Genomic DNA, 16,164 nt, shown 5'->3' on the forward strand with positions numbered 1-16,164 from the left:
TGTTGTGAACGAAAACACCTTGATCGTACGCCAACTAGGTCGTCAGCGTTACATGCCAATTTGGCAAAAAATGCAAGACTTTACCGACACCCGAGATGACAGCACTCCAGATGAAATTTGGCTTGTAGAGCACGAAAGTGTATTTACTCAAGGCCAAGCAGGAAAAGACGAGCATTTACTCGCCCCAGGCGACATTGAAGTGATTAAAGTTGATCGCGGCGGCCAGGTAACTTATCACGGCCCTGGCCAACAAATGATGTATGTATTATTTAATTTGCGCCGCTTAAAAATTGGTGTGCGAGAGCTTGTAACCTGGCTCGAAGAGTGCATTATTGAGTCGCTTGCTGAATACGATATAAAAGCATACGCTAAAGCCGACGCACCGGGTGTTTACGTTAACGACAGCAAAATTGCATCATTAGGTTTGAGAGTTCGCCGCGGCTGCTCATTTCATGGTTTAGCATTAAATGTTAACATGGATCTAAGCCCGTTTTTACGCATAAACCCGTGTGGTTATGCCGGCATGAATATGGTGCAAACGAAAGAATTGAATGGTCCTCAAAACCTACAAAGCGCAGGTGAAGGCCTAGTAAAACACATGATAAAAAAGCTTAATGCAGCACAGGTTAAGCATACTGAAGGGTTTGAAAACGAATGAATAAACCAGTCAAAATGGAACCAGGTGTAAAACTACGCGACGCAGAAAAAATGGCGTTGATCCCCGTTAAAGTTTTACCAACAGAAAAAACCGAAATGTTGCGCAAGCCAGAGTGGCTTAAAATTCGCTTACCTAAATCAACTGAGCGTATCGATGGTATTAAACAAGCAATGCGTAAGCATGGCTTACATTCAGTATGTGAAGAGGCCTCGTGCCCTAACCTATCTGAGTGTTTTAACCACGGTACAGCAACCTTTATGATTTTAGGTGCTATTTGTACGCGTCGTTGCCCATTTTGTGATGTTGCCCATGGTCGCCCATTAAAACCTGATGCAGCAGAGCCAGAAAAGCTTGCACTAACAATTAAAGACATGAAGCTAAGCTACGTGGTAATTACCTCGGTTGACCGTGATGATTTACGTGATGGCGGCGCACAACACTTTGCCGATTGTATTCGCGAAATTCGCAAACACAATCCAACGATCACCATCGAGATTTTAGTACCCGATTTCCGTGGTCGTATGGACCGTGCGCTTGAAATTTTAATTGAAACGCCACCTGATGTGTTTAACCACAACTTAGAAACAGCGCCACGTCTATACAAACTTGCGCGCCCAGGTGCCGATTACAAATGGTCTTTAGAATTACTTCGTCGCTTTAAAGAAGCACACCCAGAAGTAAAAACTAAGTCAGGCTTAATGGTTGGTTTAGGTGAAGAGATTAGCGAAATAGAAGAAGTACTGCGTGATCTGCGTGCGCATAACGTAGATATGCTTACTGTTGGCCAATACTTACAGCCATCTAAGCATCATTTACCAGTTAAACGTTACGTGCCACCAGCAGAGTTTGATGCATTAAAAGAGTACGCGGATGAAATTGGCTTTACTCATGCAGCCTCTGGCCCGTTTGTTCGTTCAAGCTATCATGCTGACCAACAAGCCGCTGGTAAAGAAGTAAAATAATTACTTTTTATAACACATTAAAAAAGCCCTTAACAATTTAATTGGTAAGGGCTTTTTTGTGAGTGTTCTACATCCATCCTTCGGCTACTTTGTTAAAACACCTTTTTTAATCACAAAATCAGCAAATCGTACCTGCTCTTCTTCAGCGCGAAGGCTGTCGGTTTCTACTATTGAGCGATAAATTCCCCACTTAGGGCGAGCAAAGTCATCATCGCTAAAACCACGCCACATATCTATGTTTTGCTCGCTTATATTAAATAGCTCTTCGTTGTCACTTAAGCGGGTGAGGGTCATATCAAACTGACCTTCTTCGCTAAAGGTCGCTTGAACAAATACCGCTACCCATTCATCAGTAATAAGTGACCAATCGGTTTCTATGAGGTTTTTATCAAGCCCAGTACTGTTACCATTTTTGTCAAAACCTGCGCTATAACGCACCTGTAGTTGATTCCCTGTACTGTTTTTTTGCGCCCCAGAGAGCGTAATAATAGGCTGGTCGTCGTTCCCATTGGTGTTGTCGTTACTCTCGTTCCGAGCTTTTATTTGAAAAAAATGACTAAATTTGCTCGTTAATTCAAGCTCACTACTTACTTTAAACTTCCAACTGTATTGTACTGTTTCATTTTCAAAAGCAAGGGTTGTAGCAGGTGACTTGTCGTAAGCTTTTATTTCGTTGCGCTGCCTATCAGTCAACCCTTTATCTCTATCTTGGTCTTCATCGCGATGCGCTAAAAAAACAAAGTGGTTACCTACAATCGAGTCGGTATCTTCAATTATATGGGTAACACCTTCATGGTTACCAGCGTACATATCTGGCGACTCTATAGCCCCTTCGCTAAAAACAGTTTCTATTAGTGCATATGCGCTCAGCCCAGAATTAACACCGTCAGCTTTAAGTGTTGTTTCATCGGTTACTAAAAAATCATCAGCCGAGGCAACACCTACGATAGTGACAGTGATAGTTGCTTCAGTCCCATCGGCTGAACTGACTACTATTTCGTCAAGTAGAATTTCATTTTCATCTAAAGAATTAATATTTGCATGGTTAGTATTTAAGGTATAAAACCAACTACCGTCCCTTGTAAGGCTAAATGTGCCATAACTCGTTTGAGTATCTCTTTGAGCATTAAATACAGCCTCACTGGCTTGAGCATCAGATATAGAAAGCTCGCCAGTTACCGCACTATCACGGTCACTGTTAATACTGACTGAAGTTTCACCGCCTATTACAGCGTGGGTTTGGGCTGTCAAGGCAACACTTACTGGTTCGCCTTGTGAGCCCGAACTACCACAAGCGGCCAATCCGCAACATAAAAAACATACAATCACAATTTTTAAAATACCTAAGCGATACATTGGCATAATACCCCACACACAAAACATTGGTCATCTATAAATTTAAAATATAACTTACCAATTTTAAATTTAAATAACCATTTATTCATTACCAATTAACGCTATTGTTCTTAATGTTAAATTAAGTAGCTTAAATTGAGGAGTGTATGGCTGAGTAAAAATATAATTAGGTTAAAGCCAAATTACTTGAGATAATCAAGCTGAACCCATTATTTAGGTTAAATATGAAATTATTAGTTCGTAATTTGTCTCGCACAACATCAGAGCAAGACCTTCGTACGTTGTTTACAGCTCACGGTAAAGTGACAACTTGTAACTTGGTACTTGATAAAGAAACTGGCCAATCTAAAGGTTTTGCCTTTTTAGAAATGCCAAACGATATTGAAAGTAAAAGCGCGATTAAAGCACTTAATCAATCAACCGTTGATAAAAGTAAGATTCGCGTAAAATACGCAGATGAAAAATAGCCGCTTGCTATGCACTTTTAAAACCAGCTAAATGCTGGTTTTTTCAATTATTAGTATTGCTGTATTTTCAGCTCAAAATCGTACCTAAGTTTGCTACTTTTAGACTACGACAAGTGAACGTTTATACCCCAACCTACTATTTTATATTAGGTTTGTTAAAAGCTACTTCCAACCTTGACGCCATTTTTCAGTGTTTTTAAGGTCTCGCCAGCTAATGGGATATTGTTTTTTAGAAAACACCGACTCAGTAATACAGGCTATTACATTAGCATCTTCATCGTACTCTACTTCTACAATTACAAAATGCTTTTCTTTATTAATGGTAGGTGTTGCAGTCCATTTGCTATTAAGTAATTTTTTTGGATTGAGGTTATTCATAAAATTTAAAGCTTATTATTAATTTATAGAGCCTAATACGAACAAATATGCGTCTAAGCTCAATTAAAAAACCCTCATGAAAGCGTTAACTGGTTTGCCATTAGCAAAAAACCGAATAAATTTCTTTATTCGGTTTAATATCGATAACGCTTTGCTTTAACGTAAACTTAATAGTTTACTAATCAATAAAGCTTAATCATCCTCAATATTGTCCAGGCCTTTGGTGCCCTCTTTTGGTTTGAGTTTATGATGAATAGCCGACTTAATTAACATATAGCCACTAATTGGGGCCGTTATTAATAGAAATATAGTGATCAGTATTTCTTTAACACTTAAACCCGTTTTAGAGTTTGCAAAATACACCATAGCGGCAATTAACATACTTGCCATACCCAACGTTGTTGCTTTAGTTGGGCCATGTAAACGCATAAAAAAGTCTGGCAATTTTAATAAGCCTAACGAACCAATTAAAATAAACGTGCCACCAAATAACAATAAAATTGATACAACCCATTCGCTAATCATTTTGCCACCTTATTCAATTATATCGCCACGTAGTAAATACTTACATACAGCTACTGTACTTACAAAACCCAGCATAGCTATTAATAATGCGGCCTCAAAGTACAACCCTGTTCCCATGCTTATACTGTATAAAACAATGAGCGCAATAACATTAATGTACATAGTATCAAGCGCTAATACTCTATCGGGGATTGATGGGCCAATAATTAAACGCCATAAATTAAGCAGTAAAGAAAGTCCTATCATTGCGAAAACAATAAGTAATACAGTATCTAACATTGAAATATCTCCTTTAGTGGAGCTTCGTAGCGTTTTTTAATATGCTTGATAAGCTCAGCTTCGTCGTCAAGGTCAAGTACATGTATAAGCAAATAACGCTGCGTCATTTCCTCTCCCTCAGCTAACGACTCAGGAATAGGATACACCTCAGCACTTACAGTACCGGGAGTTAACGACACACTGCTTGCTAAAATTGTAATCGGCATATCGTGAGTTAAGTCTAATGGGACTTTAATAAATGCTGGGCGTAGTTTTTTGGAAGGCCCAACAATTAATAACGCAACCTGTAAGTTAGCAACAATAATATCGTAAAGTACAATTACAAATTGTTTAAGAGCTAGCCCTGGCTTTAAAATTAGCGGCTGAGGATCTCTAAATGAAAAGCTTAAAATAGGAATAAAAATAGCAAAAAATGTTGCCAGTACAATATGGCCAACCGACACACTATTGTTAAGCAACAACCATACTATAAACAAAAATAAACTACGAAATGGCGTTGGTAACCACCGAAAACGGGCTTGTAGTCTCATTACATGCCTCCTTTAAGTACAGCATTTATACCGCCGCTAATATCATGTAACTGCGTAGCAGCACCTACCATGTACTCGCTAATCGGCCCACCGAAAATAACTAACAGCGGCGAACAAGCAAGTAAACCTATTATTACTGTTACTTGTAATGGGTTTGCATCAGCGCAGTCTGCGCTTTCGCTGCGTTTATCTTTTCTTTCCCAAAACAAGCTTGTACCCGCCCGAGAAAGTGCCACTAACAGTGCAAAGCTTGTCACTAAATACACTGGCCAAAATACTAAGGCTTGCTCACTATTTAACGTCGATTTTAGTATCCATATTTTACCCACAAAGCCCGATAGTGGCGGCATACCTACCACAGTTAAGGCTGCTACAACAAAGCATGCCCCAAGTAAAAGCGGCTGTTTAACTGCGCGCCCACCAACAAGCCTATCAGCAACTTTACCGCGTTGCTTAGCAATTAAGTCAGCTAGTAAAAATAACGCAGCACTCACTAATGTTGAATGCACTAAGTAATACAACAACGCAGCCGTTGCATTTACATTTTGTAAAGCTACTAACGCGACTAAAGTACCCACAGACACTAAGACTAAATTAGCGGTTAACTTACGCAAATCTTGCGCAGCAATAGCGCCCATGGCGCCAACCACAATCGTTGCAATCGCTAATCCCCAAAGCCAAGGTTGTACCATGTGCTCAAGTGCACCCGCTTGTTCACCAAATATAACGGTGTAAACACGCAGCATGGCATAAACCCCCACCTTAGTCATAATAGCAAATAAGGCTGCAACAACAGGTTTTGCGCTAGCATACGTATTTGGAAGCCATAAATGTAGCGGCAACAATGCGCCTTTTAAAGCAAATACAATAAGTAGTAATAAACCGCCGGCTTTAGCAATAAATACATCGTCGCCATTAAGTTGTGATACCTTTTGCGCCATATCAGCAATATTCAATGTACCTAATACGCCATATAAAATACCTAAACCGATTAAAAATACACTCGAGCCCACTAAGTTTAGAATTACATATTGTAGTGCTGCACGTGTGTTTTGTTTGTCGCCACCGTGCATAAGTAATGCATACGATGCAATCAGTAAAACTTCAAAAAACACAAACAGGTTAAACAAATCACCGGTTAAAAAAGCGCCATTAACACCCAGCACTAAAAAATGAACCAGTGGGTGATAAAAGCTCCCTTTTTCATCATCGCCTGCACTGCCATATAAAATGGCCCCAAGCCCTAAAAACGAGGTTAGCGCTACGAGTAATGTTGATAGATTGTCGGCCACAAGTACTATCCCGTAGGGGGCTGACCAATCACCGATGGCATAAACACTAATGCCTGTGTTGTAAATATGTATTAATAAAAACACACTAACAGCAAATGTAATAAGCGCCATAGTATTTGATGCGTATCGACGAATTTGTACACTTTTACCGCAAGGTGGGAGTAACAAAATTACAGCTGCAAGCATAGGCAGTAAAATAGGTAACGAAGCTAAATGTTGGATCATTTTTGCTCCTTACTTGCTGCAGCTGATTTAACGGGGCTTCCATCAACGTGGTCGCTTCCTAAATCAGCACGTCCACGAATAGCCAAAATAACCACAAATGCTGTCATTGCAAAACCAATTACAATTGCGGTTAAAACCAAGGCTTGAGGAAGTGGATCGGCGTAATCTGCACCGGTACCAAGCACCACGGCTTTGTTTATAGTTAAACGCCCTGATGAAAATAAAAATAAGTTTACTGCATATGAAATCATGGTAAGACCCAGTACAACAGGAAACGTACGTGCTCTTAACAGTAAAAATATACCGCAGCTAACTAATACACCAACGCACGATGCGTATAATAGCTCCATTAAATATTCACCTCTTTTTTAGGGGCATCGGAAGTCATATTACCCAAACTAGCTAAAATCATTAATGTTGCACCTACAACTGTGAGGTACACGCCAAGGTCAAACACAATTGCACTAGCAAGTTCTGTTTTACCTACAAATGGAATATCAAAGTAATCGAACCACGTGGTTAAAAATGGTCTACCAAAAAACCAACTACCCACACCGGTAAACATTGCTATACCTATACCCGAGGCGATAATTTTACGGTAGTTGATATCAAAGCGCTCGGTGATCCAATTAGAGCCATGCGCCATGTACTGTAAAATAAAGGCTATTGACGTAACTAAACCAGCAATAAAGCCACCGCCGGGTAAGTTATGACCACGCAAGAATATATATGCTGATACTAACAATGCCAGCGGTAATAAACTTTGTGAAATACTTGCAAGTAAAATTGGGTATCGTTCACGCGCCCAAGGACGCCCTTCACTGTCACTAGCTGGCATAAATAGCGGAATACGCGATAACACTTTAAATATACCTAGTGCAGCAATGCCCAATACCGTTATTTCACCTAGGGTGTCAAACCCTCTAAAGTCGACCAGTATAACGTTAACTACGTTTGTGCCACCGCCACCCGTTTTAGCATTAGCTACAAAGTAATCAGAAATAGAATTTAATGGGCGCGTTAGTATTGCATAACAAATACTAGCAACTACGACACCAATAGTAGAAGCAATCCCTAAGTCGCGTAGCACTCGCAACGAGCTCGACTCTTTAGGCGTATGCTGCGGTAAAAAGAACAGCGCAAGCATTAGCAATATAATGGTGGCAACTTCAACTGTTAGCTGAGTTAACGCTAAATCTGGCGCAGAAAAACGAGTGAATAAGACCGACACCATTAAACCAACAATAGAAAGCATTAACAGTGCGACCATTCTTGATCTGTGCCAAATAACGGTGGCTATTGCCCCAATTATTAATAAACCAGCACCAATCGCATTATGCACATCAACAGGTGTGCGCGGCATACTGCCGGCTAATTGTTGCATTTCAAATAATGGCCAACCTGCACAAAGTAATACCACGCCCAGCATAATAACTAAGTAACGCTGTAAAGAACCGTTTTCAGTACTGTTAATTTTACTTTGACACCATGCAACGACACTCAGCACGGCACGCTCAAAGGTTTTTTTAGCATTGAGTGTGGGTAATGACGCCTGAAATTGAAATAAATATTTGCGATTTACGTAAATGAACAAACCACCAACAACAGCCATTGCACTCATCAGTAACGGCAAATTAAAACCATGCCAAATTGTTAATTTATACTCTGGCATCGCCTCCCCTAATACTGCTAATGAAGCTGCAGATAAAATACTATCAACAGTAAAGCTTGGGAAAATACCTACCAAAATACACAGTACAACCAGTATTTCTATTGGCACTCGCATATAGCGTGGAGGTTCATGCGGTGTTCGCGGTAAATCTATTGGGTCACCGTTAAAAAATACATCGTGAATAAAGCGGGCTGAATAGGCAACTGCAAATGCACCAGCCACCGTCGCAAGCACCGGTATTAACCATGACATAGAGCCAAGTACTTGCTGATGGAGTGTTTCGGCAAAAAACATTTCTTTAGATAAGAAACCATTGAGCAGAGGCACGCCCGCCATAGCTGCAGCAGCAACCATAGCAAGGGTTGCAGTATAAGGCATAAACCGCCACATACCATTGAGTTTACGCATATCACGCGTACCAGTTTCATGGTCAATAATACCGGTTGCCATAAATAGCGAGGCTTTAAATGTCGCATGGTTAATTATATGAAATATGGCTGCCACCGTTGCAAGCTCGGTATCAAGGCCAAGTAATAGCGTGATCAAACCTAAGTGGCTAATTGTCGAATATGCAAGTAACCCCTTTAAATCGTGCTTAAATAACGCAATGTAAGCACCAAACAGCAGGGTAGCTAAACCCGTTAAACCAACTAATAAAAACCACATCTCGGTCCCAGCTAAAGCTGGATAGAAACGCGCAAGTAAAAAGATACCTGCTTTAACCATTGTTGCTGAGTGTAAATAAGCGCTAACAGGCGTAGGCGCAGCCATGGCATGGGGTAACCAAAAGTGAAACGGAAACTGAGCCGACTTAGTAAATGCCCCCAGCAATACTAGAACAAGTGCTAATTCGTACAAATCATGGGATTGTATAATGGCTTTGCTCGCTAAAATAACATCTAAGTCGTAACTGCCAACAATGTCCCCTAACAACATTAACCCGCCAAGTAGTGCTAAACCGCCTGCACCCGTTACAGCTAGCGCCATTCGCGCGCCCTTACGCGCTTCAGATTTATGCCACCAATAGCTTATCAATAAAAAAGAACTGATACTGGTCAATTCCCAAAATAACCATAGTTGTATAACGTTATTAGACATAACAATACCTAGCATTGCCGTCATAAATAACATTAAGTAGCTATAAAGCTTAGCCATTGAGTCATTAGCGCTGAGGTAATAACGTGTATATACAATAACAAGCAAACCAATGCCTAGTATCATAAACATAAACAAGAGGCTTAAACCGTCTATACGAAGCGATAAATCAAGCCCAATAGATGGGATCCACGCTAATGAATAGCGAATAGTTTCACCAGAAAGAACCGCAGGCGCGTGGTATAAAGTAATAGCCAAAGCGGTTAACGGTGCAAGCACAGTAATAAATGTACTTTGATTGCGAGAAAGTTTGCCTGTGAATGCAGAAATAACACTGCCAATCAAGGATAACAAGGGTATCCAGAGCAAAGTCATAATGTAGGGCCTTTTATAATCATAAGTTTATCAGGGCGCCACTTTTATACATTAAGTGATGCTTTTACTGCCTGTTTTTAAACGACATTAATGGTAATAGTTATACTCAATAACACATATTTTGTCTATAAAAAGCGAAGCATGTTGAGTTAATTTAAAGAGGGAAAATAGGGACTTAAAAACCTATGGTTATAAACATATTAACGCTTAATTTTATCTATATGTGCCAACCAAAGGGCCCTGTATTGATCAGAAAGCGTGATCTGCTGATATTCTAGAATTGACCAGTCTTTACTTGGTTTGTAGGCTACACCGCCAATCTGGCAGCTTTTACTTTTATGCCAACCATTTGGTGATTTTTCACCTTTTTGTGCAATATACAAGTTAGGAGCAACTAAACCTCTCCTTTTACACAACCACGCTTGCTTAGACTTGGGTAAAATATATTCATCTTCAAAGCCATTAAAGTGCATTAGCTCGTGCAAAAAAATACCATAATTAGCGCCTGAATTTAATTGCATAACGCCACGTCTAACATTAGCACTTCCATATTTGGGCATCATCACAACAAAATCAAATTCTCTTAAAAGCTGTTTATTTATTAACGCTGATTGCCAATCACAATTAGCCGCTTTGCTCATGCTATTAGTGCATTTTAAAGCACCTGCCACATATACTGGTTTACTAAAACAAAAAGCGCCCCGTCTTGGTTCAGGTTTTTTATTATAGGTTTTTATTAATGCCGACAACTTATAAAGTCCACTTCGATGATCGCTCATCGTTAAAACATTAAACTGGCATTTTTGATTTGCCAAAATATTAGAGTCTAACGATAAAAACTCCAATGAATGTAAAAATGGCTTAGGGATCTGTGTGTGAATAACACCATTGTGTAAATTAAAATGATTTAATACAAAACCAGGCTTAAGGTACCCTAACGTGTTTAATATATTAAGATCGCCCCATTGCTCAGTAGCGAGTAGTTGCTCCGATAAGTTAGTAATCTGAGCATTATTTATATTGGGTAAACTTGCCCACCAAAATAATTTAGCAGCTTTGATCTGTTTTGCCTTGAGCAGATGTAAAGAATACTCGTATTGCGCAGTAGGAATTTGATGCCTAGCAAGTAGGCCAAGGGTGTTTTTAGGCAGCTTATTTATACGTGCTAAAAAGTAGTGTGGAAATTGCCAATATAATTGCAGCGGATTGGCCTTGGCATTTAAAACCTGCCAAAAACCAATACCGCCATAACTGTTACTCGACCCTGCTATTGATAAGCTAAAAAGTAACGCGATTGTTGCTCTTAACACACTAACTTGCGTCTGCTTCCATTAACAGCTCAAGTTCTAAACGTGCATATTTGTATTCAATAAACTCATGAACGTTTGTAGACAGTGCCAATCTAAAATAATCCGCAGCGACATAGGTATCACCTGCAGCTTGATGTAGTTTAGCTAAGTAAAAATAAGCTTCGCACAAACGTTGTGCATATTCTTGCTCTGACTTAACGCCATCGCTAACGCCAGATAAAAATGCATGCTCACTCATATCACCCGCAAAAAGTGAAATTAGCTGATAAGCCCATTGTGAGTCATCAAGCGCTTTAGAATTGGTTTTTAGTTCGGCGAGCGCTGAGTCTTTATCTAATTTAGCTTGTGCTAAATAAACCCACAACACACGGTAAGGATCATTGGGAGAACGCGCTAAAAATTGGCTAAAATCGGTCTTTGCAATACTAGGCCTATCGCCATAGTACAATGCAATGCCCCGGTTTAAATAAGCATACTCATGTTCTTCATCCAGCTCTAAAGCAGAATCAAAAAGCTCATACGCTTTTTCGTATTGCTGCATTAATGTATGTTGAATACCTAAAAAATTATAAACTTCGGCTAAGTCTGGCTTAAGCTTTACAGCACGGTTGAAGTCAATACGCGACAATGTCGTCATACCTAAGCTGTCAAACAGTACTCCCCGATCATAATATAATTTAGCTTGTTGCTCGGGTGTTAAATCAGCTCTGTTGAGTAACTCAGAATAACGCGCTATGGCTATTTCACTGCGAAAATCAGACGCTAATGGTGCTGTAAAAGGCACATTCACCACTGGTGTTGGTTCTGATTGAGTTGTTGTTTGGCAAGCGCTTAAAGACAAAATAGCAAAAGACGCCAAAGCAATGTGTTTGAATATCATTAAAATCCTTAATACCAAGGTTGGTAGCTCTAAGACTGACGACGACCAATTTGGTTCATAATCACATATACACTGTATATCATCGTAAGTAATCGAACCTCCTTGAATAATCTTTGTTTAAATTCAAGTTCCTCATTAAAGCATAAAAAAAGGGGCTAAACAGCCCCCTTTTATATTATCCAGTAAATATCTGGATTAAGCATTAGCAATTACGCGTCAGTTGGCGCATCAGATTCCATTGCTTCTTTAATACTTAGACGTACACGGCCTTGGCGATCTACTTCTAGTACTTTAACTTTAACTTCTTGACCTTCGCTAAGGTGGTCAGCAACGTTATTAACGCGCTCAGTACTAATTTGAGAAATATGTACTAAACCATCTTTACCAGGAAGAATGTTTACGAACGCACCAAAATCTACGATTCGTACAACTTTACCTTCGTAAATAGTACCTACTTCAAGTTCAGCTGTTAGTTGCTCGATACGGCTGATTGCATTTGCAGCACTTTCACCGTCAGTAGCGGCAATTTTAATTGTACCGTCGTCACCAATCTCAATCGTTGTACCTGTTTCTTCAGTAAGCTGACGAATAGTAGCGCCACCTTTACCGATAACTTCAGCGATTTTCTTCTGTGGAATTTTCATTGTGTAAATGCGTGGAGCAAACATTGAAAGCTCTTCAGAAGGAGCAGAAATAGCTTCGTCCATAACTTCTAAGATGTGTAAACGTGCTGCTTTTGCTTGTTTAAGCGCAATTTGCATGATTTCTTGCGTGATACCTTCAATTTTAATATCCATTTGAAGTGCAGTAATACCTGCAGCAGTACCCGCTACTTTAAAGTCCATGTCACCTAAGTGATCTTCATCACCTAAGATGTCAGAAAGAACAACGAATTTCTCGTCTTCTTTTACTAGACCCATCGCAATACCTGCAACAGATGCTTTAATTGGCACACCTGCGTTCATCAGTGCCAGTGAAGTACCACATACAGACGCCATTGAAGATGAACCGTTTGATTCAGTGATTTCAGATACTACACGGATTGAGTAAGGGAAATCTGTTAGCGTAGGCATAACTGCTGCAATACCACGCTTAGCTAGGTTACCGTGGCCGATTTCACGACGCTTAGGAGAACCTACAAAACCTGTTTCACCTACACAGAATGGAGGGAAGTTATAGTTAAGCATAAAGTGGTTTTTGTGTGTGCCAGTCAAGTCATCGATTAACTGTGAGTCACGCTCTGTACCAAGCGTAGCCGTAACTAATGCTTGAGTTTCACCACGTGTAAAGATAGCAGAACCGTGAGTACGCGGTAATACGCCAGTCATTACGTCTAGTGCGCGGATCATATCTGGTTCACGACCATCGATACGCTTTTCGCCTGCAGCGATACGGCCACGAACAATTTTCTTCTCAAGTGAACCGAATACCTTACCCACTTCTTGCTTATCAAGCGTTTCGCCTTCAGCAAGCTCGCTTGATAGTGCTTCGATAACTGCATCTTTAGCTACGCCAAGTGCTTCTTTACGCGCTACTTTATCAGTGATACGGTAAGCTTCGCCTACTTTATCAGCAGCAAGTTCAGCTACTTTCTCTTCAAGAGATACGTTTTTCTCAGGTGCAGTCCAATCCCAAGTAGGCTTGCCTGCTTCTGCTTTAAATTCGTTAATAGCGTTGATGATAGCTTGAGATTGCTCATGGCCATATACAACAGCGCCTAGCATTACGTCTTCTGCAAGAACGTCTGCTTCAGATTCAACCATAAGTACCGCGTTATCTGTACCCGCTACTACTAAATCTAGTTGGCTTTCTTCAAGTTCTTTTAACGTTGGGTTAAGAACATATTCGCCACCAATGTAACCAACACGCGCAGCACCAATTGGACCACTGAACGGGATGCCAGAGATAGCAAGCGCCGCAGATGTACCAATCATTGCAACCATATCAGGTTGGATCTCAGGGTTAACAGACACAACCGTTGCAATAACTTGTACTTCGTTAACGAAACCATTTGGGAAAAGTGGACGAATTGGACGGTCAATAAGACGTGCTATTAGTGTTTCACCGTCGTTTGGACGACCTTCACGCTTAAGGAAACCACCTGGGATACGACCTGCAGCGTACATACGTTCTTGGTAGTTAACTGTTAGTGGGAAAAAGTCTTGGCCAGGTTGTGCTTCACGCTTACCAACAACAGTTACTAAAACTGACGTGTCGCCAATGCTTGCTAAAACTGCACCATCTGCTTGACGCGCAATTGCGCCTGTTTCTAGAGTTACAGTGTGTTGACCTAGTTGAAATTCTTTTATAATTGCTTGCACTTAAAATATCCTTTAAATCTAAATAAGTGTTCCATCAAAGTACCAATTACAGTACATAATTGTATTCAGTTGGAAATCAATTAAGTACTACAATTGGCAATGATGTTATTAACTGTAGATAAACCTTTTTATCTACGCGCATAGTATATACCAAAGCCACGTAAAAATGCGAGTCTAGCAAACAGTTTATAGTATGTATGTTTATCATCTAAATGGGTTGAATTAACGAGAAAAACTGCGCACAGCTTTATAGAAGACTTTTATACTAATCCGCTTAATAAAGTGATCTATTTTAAGAGTGGAAAAACGTGTAAATAACTAAGCAAAAAAATTGCTATTAAGTTGTTCTCAAAATAAATTTTTAACGCGAATAGTGACACGTTTAGCCCCGCAACATGGTTAAGTATTATTGCGGATTGGTGTAAATATTATGGCCAGTTACTAGTCGATGTTATTTTCTAAATTTCAGGCACAAAAAAAGGAGCTATAAAGCTCCTTTTCTCGTAATCAAGTTCTTAGCGACGTAGGCCAAGCTCTTGGATTAACGCAGTATAACGCGAGATATCTTTACCTTTAAGGTAATCAAGCAATTTACGGCGAGTGCTTACTTTACGAAGCAGACCACGACGTGAGTGGAAGTCATGCTTGTGATCAGCAAAGTGACCTTGAAGCTTGTTGATATCAAAAGTAAGTAATGCTACTTGTACTTCAGGTGAACCAGTGTCGCCTTCAGCACGTGCGAATTTAGCAATGATATCGATTTTTTCTTGATTGCTTAGTGACATAATAACTCCAAAAATTAAATTTAAAAGGTGTCTTAGCCGATCACTAATTCAGCCAAAACGATTAAGCGGGCGTATTCTAACAAGTATAAGAATAACTACAAGTTAAACTTTACTCTGCCTGCTGATTAGATAGGCCGCGCTTTGATTTTAAATGCCCGTCAGGATTTTTCTCACCAGTGCCTATAAACACGCCATCTGCTAAGACTTTTATCGCACCGTCTGGTAATTCTTTACCTAGCACCACAGCTTGACCATGGCTAAATGCAATGCCCTGCTCTTCACTTATCTCTACAACAGGTAAATCAACTAATGCTGTATCCATGGGTAGAAGCAGTTCATCAAGGTAGCTTGATGGCAAAATTTCTTCGTCTTTCGCTTTAGCTAATAACGACTCTAGTTGCTCGAGCGATACCATTTTCTCTGCAGGATAATGCCCAACAGCTGAACGGTGAAGCATAATTACATGAGCACCACAGCCTAAATTTTCACCTAAGTCATCAACAATAGTACGAATGTAAGTCCCTTTAGATACATGGGCCGTCATTTGTACTTCATTATTTGCTTCATCAAACTCATCAAGCGTTAAACTAAACACATTTATTTTTCTGCACTTTCTTGGAACTTCAATACCTTCGCGGGCATATTTATACAAAGGTTTTCCTTCGTATTTAAGTGCAGAATACATTGATGGATACTGATTCACCTAAAAACGCTGCAATTTCTTTTTTCAGCTGTTCTATAGTTACATTTACATCTCGTGTCTGAACTATTTCACCATCAGAGTCTGATGTTGTTGTTCTTTCACCTAATTTAGCGCGCACAACATAAGTTTTGTCAGTATCAAGTAAAAACTGGGTAAACTTAGTTGCCTCACCAAAACAAATTGGCAGCATACCAGTCGCTAGCGGATCAAGCGCGCCTGTATGCCCCGCTTTTTGAGCAAAATATATACCTTTTGCCTGTTGTAATGCTTTATTTGACGAAATGCCTTGCGGTTTGTTTAACAACAAAATCCCATCTATTGCACGGCCTTTACTGCGTCTTGCCATCGCTA

The 16,164-nt window shown here is 40.0% G+C and carries 15 protein-coding genes and 1 pseudogene; 3 read left to right on the top strand and 13 right to left on the bottom strand.

Annotated elements, in window-relative coordinates:
• Positions 1-4: 4 nt before the first annotated feature.
• The gene (lipB, locus tag ATS71_RS02450) at positions 5-658 is read left to right on the top strand and encodes a lipoyl(octanoyl) transferase LipB (protein ID WP_058403387.1); all 654 of its coding nucleotides are present in this window, start codon (positions 5-7) and stop codon (positions 656-658) included.
• Complete coding sequence (gene lipA / locus ATS71_RS02455; RefSeq protein WP_004585911.1) at positions 655-1,620, top strand: lipoyl synthase; 966 nt, start codon at positions 655-657, stop codon at positions 1,618-1,620. Before lipB ends, lipA begins: the two co-directional genes overlap by 4 nt.
• Before the next feature lie 84 nt (positions 1,621-1,704).
• Here the strand turns inward: lipA and ATS71_RS02460 are convergent, their stop codons facing one another.
• A complete protein-coding gene (locus ATS71_RS02460; RefSeq protein WP_058403388.1) occupies positions 1,705-2,982 on the bottom strand; it encodes a VCBS domain-containing protein in 1,278 nt (425 codons plus the stop codon).
• A 218-nt stretch (positions 2,983-3,200) separates the two neighbouring features.
• On the opposite strand from ATS71_RS02460, the gene ATS71_RS02465 reads away from it, so the two are divergent.
• Entirely contained in the window at positions 3,201-3,443 is a 243-nt protein-coding gene (locus ATS71_RS02465) for an RNA recognition motif domain-containing protein (RefSeq protein WP_058403389.1), read from the top strand.
• A 162-nt stretch (positions 3,444-3,605) separates the two neighbouring features.
• Here the strand turns inward: ATS71_RS02465 and ATS71_RS02470 are convergent, their stop codons facing one another.
• The 12 genes and pseudogenes from ATS71_RS02470 to truB all read right to left on the bottom strand — a co-directional run bounded on the left by ATS71_RS02470 (position 3,606) and on the right by truB (position 16,159).
• Entirely contained in the window at positions 3,606-3,821 is a 216-nt protein-coding gene (locus tag ATS71_RS02470) for a TIGR02450 family Trp-rich protein (RefSeq protein WP_058403390.1), read from the bottom strand.
• A gap of 192 nt (positions 3,822-4,013) precedes the next feature.
• The gene (locus tag ATS71_RS02475) at positions 4,014-4,346 is read right to left on the bottom strand and encodes a Na+/H+ antiporter subunit G (RefSeq protein ID WP_058403391.1); all 333 of its coding nucleotides are present in this window, start codon (positions 4,344-4,346) and stop codon (positions 4,014-4,016) included.
• Between the two features lie 9 nt (positions 4,347-4,355).
• A complete protein-coding gene (locus ATS71_RS02480; protein WP_006793386.1) occupies positions 4,356-4,625 on the bottom strand; it encodes a K+/H+ antiporter subunit F in 270 nt (89 codons plus the stop codon).
• Entirely contained in the window at positions 4,619-5,155 is a 537-nt protein-coding gene (locus ATS71_RS02485) for a Na+/H+ antiporter subunit E (protein ID WP_058403392.1), read from the bottom strand. Before ATS71_RS02485 ends, ATS71_RS02480 begins: the two co-directional genes overlap by 7 nt.
• Positions 5,155-6,672: a monovalent cation/H+ antiporter subunit D gene (locus ATS71_RS02490; protein WP_058403393.1), complete on the bottom strand. Its 1,518-nt coding sequence runs from the start codon at positions 6,670-6,672 to the stop codon at positions 5,155-5,157. Before ATS71_RS02490 ends, ATS71_RS02485 begins: the two co-directional genes overlap by 1 nt.
• Positions 6,669-7,022, bottom strand: a complete 354-nt coding sequence (locus ATS71_RS02495) for a Na+/H+ antiporter subunit C (protein ID WP_058403394.1) — start codon at positions 7,020-7,022, stop codon at positions 6,669-6,671. The genes ATS71_RS02490 and ATS71_RS02495 overlap by 4 nt, the downstream gene beginning before the upstream one ends.
• Complete coding sequence (locus tag ATS71_RS02500) at positions 7,022-9,814, bottom strand: monovalent cation/H+ antiporter subunit A (protein WP_058403395.1); 2,793 nt, start codon at positions 9,812-9,814, stop codon at positions 7,022-7,024. Before ATS71_RS02500 ends, ATS71_RS02495 begins: the two co-directional genes overlap by 1 nt.
• Positions 9,815-10,014: 200 nt before the next feature.
• A complete protein-coding gene (locus tag ATS71_RS02505; protein WP_058403396.1) occupies positions 10,015-11,124 on the bottom strand; it encodes a hypothetical protein in 1,110 nt (369 codons plus the stop codon).
• A 1-nt stretch (position 11,125) separates the two neighbouring features.
• The gene (nlpI, locus tag ATS71_RS02510; protein WP_058403397.1) at positions 11,126-12,004 is read right to left on the bottom strand and encodes a lipoprotein NlpI; all 879 of its coding nucleotides are present in this window, start codon (positions 12,002-12,004) and stop codon (positions 11,126-11,128) included.
• A gap of 209 nt (positions 12,005-12,213) precedes the next feature.
• Positions 12,214-14,325 (bottom strand): polyribonucleotide nucleotidyltransferase, encoded by a 2,112-nt coding sequence (gene pnp, locus ATS71_RS02515; RefSeq protein WP_058403398.1) that lies wholly within the window; start codon positions 14,323-14,325, stop codon positions 12,214-12,216.
• Between the two features lie 515 nt (positions 14,326-14,840).
• Positions 14,841-15,110 carry a 30S ribosomal protein S15 gene (gene rpsO, locus ATS71_RS02520; RefSeq protein WP_004585888.1) on the bottom strand — a complete coding sequence of 90 codons (270 nt, stop codon included), beginning with the start codon at positions 15,108-15,110 and terminating at the stop codon, positions 14,841-14,843.
• Between the two features lie 109 nt (positions 15,111-15,219).
• Positions 15,220-16,159 (bottom strand): annotated as a pseudogene (gene truB / locus ATS71_RS02525) (tRNA pseudouridine(55) synthase TruB).
• Positions 16,160-16,164 lie beyond the last annotated feature (5 nt).

The sequence above is a fragment of the Pseudoalteromonas sp. H71 genome, from assembly GCF_001468485.1.
GTDB lineage: Bacteria > Pseudomonadota > Gammaproteobacteria > Enterobacterales > Alteromonadaceae > Pseudoalteromonas.

Coding starts and splice junctions, on each gene's coding strand:
- ATS71_RS02460 (WP_058403388.1), bottom strand. CDS start 2,982: ATGCCAATGTATCGCTTAGGTATTTTAAAAATTGTGATTGTATGTTTT.
- ATS71_RS02500 (WP_058403395.1), bottom strand. CDS start 9,814: ATGACTTTGCTCTGGATACCCTTGTTATCCTTGATTGGCAGTGTTATT.
- ATS71_RS02480 (WP_006793386.1), bottom strand. CDS start 4,625: ATGTTAGATACTGTATTACTTATTGTTTTCGCAATGATAGGACTTTCT.
- ATS71_RS02495 (WP_058403394.1), bottom strand. CDS start 7,022: ATGGAGCTATTATACGCATCGTGCGTTGGTGTATTAGTTAGCTGCGGT.
- ATS71_RS02475 (WP_058403391.1), bottom strand. CDS start 4,346: ATGATTAGCGAATGGGTTGTATCAATTTTATTGTTATTTGGTGGCACG.
- nlpI (WP_058403397.1), bottom strand. CDS start 12,004: ATGATATTCAAACACATTGCTTTGGCGTCTTTTGCTATTTTGTCTTTA.
- ATS71_RS02470 (WP_058403390.1), bottom strand. CDS start 3,821: ATGAATAACCTCAATCCAAAAAAATTACTTAATAGCAAATGGACTGCA.
- ATS71_RS02490 (WP_058403393.1), bottom strand. CDS start 6,672: ATGATCCAACATTTAGCTTCGTTACCTATTTTACTGCCTATGCTTGCA.
- lipA (WP_004585911.1), top strand. CDS start 655: ATGAATAAACCAGTCAAAATGGAACCAGGTGTAAAACTACGCGACGCA.
- rpsO (WP_004585888.1), bottom strand. CDS start 15,110: ATGTCACTAAGCAATCAAGAAAAAATCGATATCATTGCTAAATTCGCA.
- ATS71_RS02465 (WP_058403389.1), top strand. CDS start 3,201: ATGAAATTATTAGTTCGTAATTTGTCTCGCACAACATCAGAGCAAGAC.
- ATS71_RS02485 (WP_058403392.1), bottom strand. CDS start 5,155: ATGAGACTACAAGCCCGTTTTCGGTGGTTACCAACGCCATTTCGTAGT.